General features: G+C 57.5%; 6 protein-coding genes and 1 CRISPR repeat array. Of the genes, 1 reads left to right on the top strand and 5 read right to left on the bottom strand.

Annotation, left to right across the window (positions count from 1 at the left end; translation table 11 throughout):
• Positions 1-120: 120 nt before the first annotated feature.
• Complete coding sequence (locus NW829_RS11270; RefSeq protein ID WP_414332345.1) at positions 121-972, top strand: hypothetical protein; 852 nt, start codon at positions 121-123, stop codon at positions 970-972.
• Here the strand turns inward: NW829_RS11270 and NW829_RS11265 are convergent.
• The 5 genes from NW829_RS11265 to cfa all read right to left on the bottom strand — a co-directional run bounded on the left by NW829_RS11265 (position 941) and on the right by cfa (position 5403).
• Positions 941-1777 (bottom strand): metal ABC transporter permease, encoded by an 837-nt coding sequence (locus NW829_RS11265; RefSeq protein WP_414343173.1) that lies wholly within the window; start codon positions 1775-1777, stop codon positions 941-943. The two genes, NW829_RS11270 and NW829_RS11265, sit on opposite strands and share 32 nt — an antisense overlap.
• Positions 1778-1787: 10 nt before the next feature.
• Positions 1788-2588 (bottom strand): metal ABC transporter ATP-binding protein, encoded by an 801-nt coding sequence (locus NW829_RS11260; protein ID WP_414417110.1) that lies wholly within the window; start codon positions 2586-2588, stop codon positions 1788-1790.
• On the bottom strand, positions 2585-3706 hold the full coding sequence (locus NW829_RS11255) for a metal ABC transporter solute-binding protein, Zn/Mn family (RefSeq protein WP_414417109.1): 1122 nt from the start codon (positions 3704-3706) through the stop codon (positions 2585-2587). The genes NW829_RS11260 and NW829_RS11255 overlap by 4 nt, the downstream gene beginning before the upstream one ends.
• Positions 3707-3719: 13 nt before the next feature.
• The gene (locus NW829_RS11250) at positions 3720-4166 is read right to left on the bottom strand and encodes a SufE family protein (RefSeq protein ID WP_414388094.1); all 447 of its coding nucleotides are present in this window, start codon (positions 4164-4166) and stop codon (positions 3720-3722) included.
• Between the two features lie 97 nt (positions 4167-4263).
• A complete protein-coding gene (gene cfa / locus NW829_RS11245; RefSeq protein WP_414417108.1) occupies positions 4264-5403 on the bottom strand; it encodes a cyclopropane fatty acyl phospholipid synthase in 1140 nt (379 codons plus the stop codon).
• Between the two features lie 70 nt (positions 5404-5473).
• Positions 5474-7225: a CRISPR direct-repeat array (repeat unit 36 nt; unit sequence GTTTCCAATTTCTAGGGATCCCCCCGAAGGGGGAAC).

Genomic DNA, 7225 nt, shown 5'->3' with positions numbered 1-7225 from the left:
CATCCATGCGCAGCGTGGTAGGAATCTCCAGCCTTCAGGCCGGGGAGGATGTCAAACGAACGACACTTGCTTTCTGAGCCACTAACCTTGTAGAAAGACAAGGGCGAAAGGGCGGCTTTGATGCGGCGGCGCATTCTACAGCTTTGCATCCTCGGCTGGACGATGCTCCTCGTCCTGGCAGTGGGGGGCAGGGGATCCCTGCTGGTTCCCCACTTTTTTGGCATTGAAGCCCTGCAAGCCCAGGCTCAAACTCAAGCCGGAGAACTGCCGCAGCCGATGCGGCTCAAACTCCCCCCCGGCCTGGATCGCTACGCCTACGACAAGGCGGTGGGAGACTACTTTGAGGAAATCGAGCCGCTTTTGCCAGGTGGAGCCTATGCCCAGTGGGCCTTCTATCCCGTCCCTATCTACATCCAAGGGGATCACCCCCAGTGGAAGGCCTCCGTGGAGCAAGCGGTGAAGGAGTGGTCGGCCTACATCCCGCTCAAGGTGGTGGCCAAAGAGGAGGAGGCTTTCTACGGGATGAGCATTTACCGCGTTCCTCCTATTGGCGGCGGGGTGGCTGGGGCGGCCCGCCCGGAGTTTTTCTTCGCCTCCGATGGCTCTTTGCAGCAGCGGGTGCGCATCGTCATTGCAGAAGGACAGGGGTTGGCCGAAATAACGGCGGTGGCCCGACACGAGATCGGGCATGGGCTGGGGCTGTGGGGCCATAGCCCGAACCTGCGGGATCTGATGTATGGCGGACACCATGCGGCGGCTACCGGCAATCGGCGGGTGTTGCGGGTGCCCAACATTACCAAGCGGGATCTCAACACCCTCAAGCGCGTCTACGAGCAGCCCACCCTCAGCGGGCAGGTCTTTCCAGAGAGCTATCGCCGCCTGTTTGGCCAGCTTCTGCAGGAAAAGCCGCTGCCCGAGAGAGCTCTTGGATTGCCGCTAGCTAGAGCTGCAGGAGTTGCGACACCCCCTTGAGCGCCATAGCTAGGAGAAAAAAGAGCAACTGGGTGGCAACAATGCTGGGGCCGGAGGGCAGGTTGAAGGTTGCCGAGGCGATCATCCCCAGCACCGCGCTCAGTCCCCCAATACCTATGGCCAGCAGCACATAGGTTGTAAAGCGGGATCCCAAAAGCCTTGCCGTCGAGGCTGGGATGACCACAAAAGCGCTCACCAGCAACACCCCCACAGAGCGAATTGAGAGCGCCACCACCACAGCCAGCAACACCACAAAAGCCAGCTTCTGCCAGCCCACCTGAACCCCCCGCGCCCGCGCCAGCGGCTCATCCAGGGTCAGCAACATTTGGGAGGGCAAAGTCAATCCCACATAGGCCGAGCTGATCAGCAAGAGGATCCCGCTCGTCCACAGGGCTGCCGGGCTGATCCCCAAAATCTCCCCAAACAACAACTGGTTGAGGTTGCCCCGATAGCCGGGCAGCAAGCTGAGGGCGATAACGGCCAGCGCCAAAGAGGAAGAGTAGATGATGTTCAGCACCGCATCCGCCGACAGTTGAGTGCGCTCCAGGACAAAGGTGACGCCCAAAGCAAACCCCACCCCAAACACCATCAGCACCACGGTGGGATTCAGCCCCAGCAGCACTCCCAAAACAATCCCCAGCAGAGCCGAATGCCCCAGGGCATCGCTAAAGAACGACAGTTGCCGCAAGATGACAAAGCTGCCCAGCAGCCCGCCCGTCATGCCGGTGAGGATCCCGCCCAGCATGGCCCGCTGCATAAAGGGCAACTGCAACAGCTCCACTACCCGCACCCAGCCCTCCAACATCGCCTTCCCCTCAGTGACGGTGGATGTAGCGGACAAAATGGTGCTCCGCACCGCTGTCGCGAACAGGCCCATAAACCCGGCTCAGCACTTCTGGTGCCAAAGCCACCTGGGGGGATCCCTGGCAGATGAGGGATTGGTTGAGGCACAGCACGCGGTCGCAATAGCAAGACACCATTTCCAAATCATGGGAGATCTGCAAAATGGCCCAGCCCAGAGATTGGCGCAGCTCTTCCAGGAGCCGGTAAAACTCCCCCTCGCTGAGCGTATCTAAGCCTGCCGGTGCCTCGTCGAGGATAAGCAACCGCCGCGGCCAAGCCAAGCAATAGGCCAACAGCACCCGTTTCAGCTCCCCGCCGCTGAGCTGGCCCAGAGCCTTAGAGGACAGGTGGGATGCGCCGACCCGTTCCAACGCCTCTTTCACCGCCTGCCGCCGAGCAGAGCGCTGCTGCCAAGGCCAACAGGGTTGCAATGCCCCCCAACCCAAAGCCACAAACTCCTCCACCACCATGGGGATCCCAGGATTGAACTGAAAACGCTGGGGCACGTAAGCCACCTGCTGCCGCACCGAGGGGGGCAAATAACCGGACAGGCACACCGGCTCTCCCAGAATCCAAACCGAGCCGCACTGCCGCGGCAGGATCCCCAAGATGGCCTGCACCAAGGTACTTTTGCCAGCGCCATTGGGGCCGACAATGGCCGTATGGGATCCCGCCCTCAGCTCAAATGACACATTCTGTACTGCCAAGCGGGATCCCCGATAGACCGTCAGCCCCTCCACGCGCAGGACAACCTCGCCGGAGCAGGAGATCATCGCCCCCTCGCCAGCAGGTGTTCGAGAGCAGCTTGGCCCAGCAGCGGCAATTGCAGGGGCAGGAAGGCCGTCTCCTTCTCAAAGGCCGAGATCAGATTATCCACGTTTTGCCGCAGGATGGTCAGGTAATATTCCGGCTCGATCCCCTCAGGGCCAGCGGTTTCGATGGGATCGAAAACGCGAACTTGGATCCCTAGGTCTCTGGCCAAAACCTCAAAGGGGTTGTTACTCCCCAGCTGCGGTTCCACCAGGATCGTCTTCAGGCCGGATGCCCGCACCGTCTCCATCACCCGCCGCACATCTTCGGGGGAGGGGCTGGCTTCAGGGATCTCCACCAAAAACTCAGCCTTGAGGTTGTAGCGCTCGGCAAAGTAGGGAGCAAAGTTGTGGAAAACTACAAAGCTTCTTCCGGCAAAGGGAGCTAGCCGAGCGGCAATCTCCTCATCCAAAGCCTTGAGCTTCTCGATAAAAGCAGCCGCATTGGCCTGGTAGATCTCTGCCCCCGCCGGATCTACAGAGATGAGGCCATCACGAATATTTTCCACCTGCTGAATGGCCCGCCTGGGATCCAGCCAAATGTGGGGGTTAAACTCGCCGTGGCTGTGCCCATGAGAGTGGCCATGGCCATGCCCGTGAGAATGGCCGTGACTGTGTCCATGAGAGTGTCCATGGCCGTGACCGTGGGAGTGCCCATGCTCTGGCTCCTCAGCCCGCAAAGTTGGGATCCCTTCGCTGCTGTCAACGATTTGCAATTGGGGGTTCCCAGCGCTGGCGATCAACCCTTCCAAAAACGTTTCCATACCCAACCCGTTGATCACCAGCACATCCGCCTGAGCCAGCAAACGAACCTCCTCGGGTCGAGCCTGAAAGTCGTGGGGCCCCATCTGAGGGGGAAGGAGTGGCGTGACTTCTGCCCGATCCCCGGCCACAGCACGGGTAAATTGCGTTATCGGCAAAATCGTGGTCACCACCTTTGGGGGGCTGGATCCCTGCTGGGCCCGGGACTCTTCTTGGCGCATCTGCAGGCTTCCCAGGATCCCGACCGAGAGGGCGGCCAGCAGCGAGACCAGCGATCGCACCGGTCGAGCCGAACGGATAGAGTTAGCTTGATCAGTCATGAGCCTGAATACCTCACAAGACAACAGAGACAGCAGAGCTGGAAGCAACTGACTTCCCAAAAGCCAAGGCCCTCTGCCGCAGCATCGAAAACATGCTCACCAGACCGTTGCTCCTGGAAGGGCTAAGGCTGAAATTGAGGCCCATCTCCCGCACAAACTCTGGGGAAACCCCCAAAATCTCTTCCGGCGCTAGGCCACTTAGCCCCTCCACCACAATGGCCACCAAACCCTTGACCAACTGAGCATCGGCATCCCCTTGGATGTAGACCTTGCCCTCCCTAAACTCGGTGGCCAGCCACACCCGCGAAGCGCAACCTCTGACTAGGTTCTCCTCCTTCCTCTCCGCTTCGGGAAAGGGTGGCAGGCGCTTGGCATAGGCTAGGAGAAGCTCATACTTCTGCCGCGAGGTCTTGGCCTTCTGGAAGCGATTGACAATTTTTTGCTGCAGAGCTGCGGGCATCCCTCAGCTTGTCTAGAGTGAGAATGATAATCAAACTCATCATAACACCCCCACTCAGCGAAGGCGCAGGGGCACCTGCAAACTTTTGGGACTGTCGTTACCGCACCGAGCGATAGCCGCCGCTCACCCCACGAGGTGAGAGGATCAGTTGCCAGAGCTGGCTGGCCCGGGCCTTGAAGCTACCGGCACTCATCAGGAGATAGAGCCGCCACATGCGGCGAAAGCGCTCATCGTAGCGGTCGGCTAATTTTGGCCATGCCTGCTCGAAATTGGCGTGCCAGGCTTTTAAGGTGGCCACGTAATTGATCCCAAAATTGTGCCAGTCTTCCAGCACAAATAAGCCCTCAAAGGCTGCAGTAATCAGATGAGGCGAGGGCAGCATCGAGTTGGGGAAAATGTAGCGCTCAATCCAGGGATCCCGCCCCTGGTAGGCCACGTTGCTGCCGATGGTGTGCAGAAGAAACAAGCCATTGTCGTTCAACAAGCGGCGGGCTACCTGCATAAACGTTCGGTAGTTTCGGTAGCCAACATGTTCAAACATGCCGACAGAAAGGATGCGATCAAACTTTCCCTGGGTCTGGCGATAGTCTTCTAACCGAATCTCGACCGGCAGGCCGCGGCAGCGTTCGCTGGCCAGTTTGGCTTGCTCTTTGGAAACAGTAATCCCCACAACCTGCACCCCGTAGCGTTCGGCCAGGTACTGGGCTGTGCCGCCCCAGCCACAGCCGATGTCGAGCACCCGCATGCCGGGTTGGAGTTCCAGCTTGCGGGCAATGAGGTCAAGCTTAGCTTCTTGGGCTTCATCCAGAGTTTGCGCGCCCCTATCCCAATAGGCACAGCTGTAGATCATGCGGCGATCCAGCATGGCCTCATAGAGATCGTTGCCAATGTCGTAGTGGCGCTGGCCAATGACAAATGCCCCCTTGCCCCGCTGGCGGTTGATGAGGCGACTGTCCAGCCCAAGCAAGGGCTGAGTTAGCCAACCCACCTGCTGCGGTGCCTGGGCAGTTAGGAGACGACAAACTAACTCATCAATGGCCTCGCAATCCCACCAGCCCTCCATGTAGGCCTCGCCAAAGCCCAGGGATCCATAGAGCAGGCAGCGCAGGTAGAGCCGCTCGTCGTGAACTTGAATATCCCAGGGCTGTGAGCCATTGAGGGTTATACCGGCAGCATCCAGAACTCGAAGCGCATACTGACGCGCCAGCCAGCGCAAGCTGTTGAGTCCTTTCCCCATCCCTAGGGAGCCCTCACTACAGGGAAACTGACTCAACAAATACACCCCAAGGTGGCAAGGGATCCAACAAGTTTCCAATTTCTAGGGATCCCCCCGAAGGGGGAACACGACAACCCATGGGAAGACGATTCTTCCTGGATGGATGAGTTTCCAATTTCTAGGGATCCCCCCGAAGGGGGAACGCGTGAGAGGGCTCGTAAAAGATTTAATCGGACTGTACGCGTTTCCAATTTCTAGGGATCCCCCCGAAGGGGGAACTTGAACGACGATTACACCATCACAACGGAAGACGGGTTGTTTCCAATTTCTAGGGATCCCCCCGAAGGGGGAACAAGGTCTTCAACCTTCGTGGAACTTGGTTGATTTTCCAGTTTCCAATTTCTAGGGATCCCCCCGAAGGGGGAACCCTGAATAGCTTTGAGGCAGTCATTCGCCTGTCGCAAGCTACCGTTTCCAATTTCTAGGGATCCCCCCGAAGGGGGAACATTGGATAAGCAGGATGGCGGGTTAAGTTACATGGAGTTTCCAATTTCTAGGGATCCCCCCGAAGGGGGAACCGTAGGCTGCCAGAATATGCAAGCTAGTGTAGCCTAGTTTCCAATTTCTAGGGATCCCCCCGAAGGGGGAACTCCTTATATTTTTAGAAGAGGCAGAGTTTGTTTAGGGTTTCCAATTTCTAGGGATCCCCCCGAAGGGGGAACTATTCTGGTCTTCCTGAGGTAGCCAGACAGAACGCAAGTTTCCAATTTCTAGGGATCCCCCCGAAGGGGGAACTTTAAATCTAGCTTAGTTCCATAGGTGTAGAGTTATCTTGTTTCCAATTTCTAGGGATCCCCCCGAAGGGGGAACAAGGGACGCCGGAATTGGCCGTAGAGTTTGTCTATAGTTTCCAATTTCTAGGGATCCCCCCGAAGGGGGAACATTAGTCCCCATCAAACCTGAAAAAGTACGCGAAATGCTGTTTCCAATTTCTAGGGATCCCCCCGAAGGGGGAACTTCGTATATGAATACGAAGAGTAGTTAAACCCCACCTAAAGTTTCCAATTTCTAGGGATCCCCCCGAAGGGGGAACGCAGTGTACGGATATGTTGAGGGCTCCACTCTGGACGGAGTTTCCAATTTCTAGGGATCCCCCCGAAGGGGGAACGAAGAGGACTTGGGGGATGGGTGGCCGGATCCCAATGAGTTTCCAATTTCTAGGGATCCCCCCGAAGGGGGAACTGCTATCTTCTTTGGGGTTCCTGGTCAGCGTGTTGTTGAACTGTTTCCAATTTCTAGGGATCCCCCCGAAGGGGGAACTCTTACCGTCGTATTGCAGACCAGGTAAAAGTCCTCGTCAAGTTTCCAATTTCTAGGGATCCCCCCGAAGGGGGAACGGTGGCCAGTGCTTCACGACTGGTCAACCTAACCAGGTTTCCAATTTCTAGGGATCCCCCCGAAGGGGGAACTTGATTGTGGAGACCATGTAGTTGTCTACCAAGAAGTTTCCAATTTCTAGGGATCCCCCCGAAGGGGGAACTGAAATACACCAAAGAGCAAATTCTCCGGGCAGAACGGTGGTTTCCAATTTCTAGGGATCCCCCCGAAGGGGGAACCCAGTGTTCCCTGCCAATAGGAGGATAGCTATGTCCAAGTTTCCAATTTCTAGGGATCCCCCCGAAGGGGGAACGGATCGACTCTGCGCGCTTTATTCGGCTACGCTTAGTTAGCAGTTTCCAATTTCTAGGGATCCCCCCGAAGGGGGAACTGTACACTCCACAGTGTCCCACACTGGGTCAACCGAATTGTTTCCAATTTCTAGGGATCCCCCCGAAGGGGGAAC

It is taken from the genome of Synechococcus sp. R55.8, from assembly GCF_047461895.1.
GTDB lineage: Bacteria > Cyanobacteriota > Cyanobacteriia > Thermostichales > Thermostichaceae > Thermostichus.
This window is presented reverse-complemented; position numbering and strand designations above follow the sequence as displayed.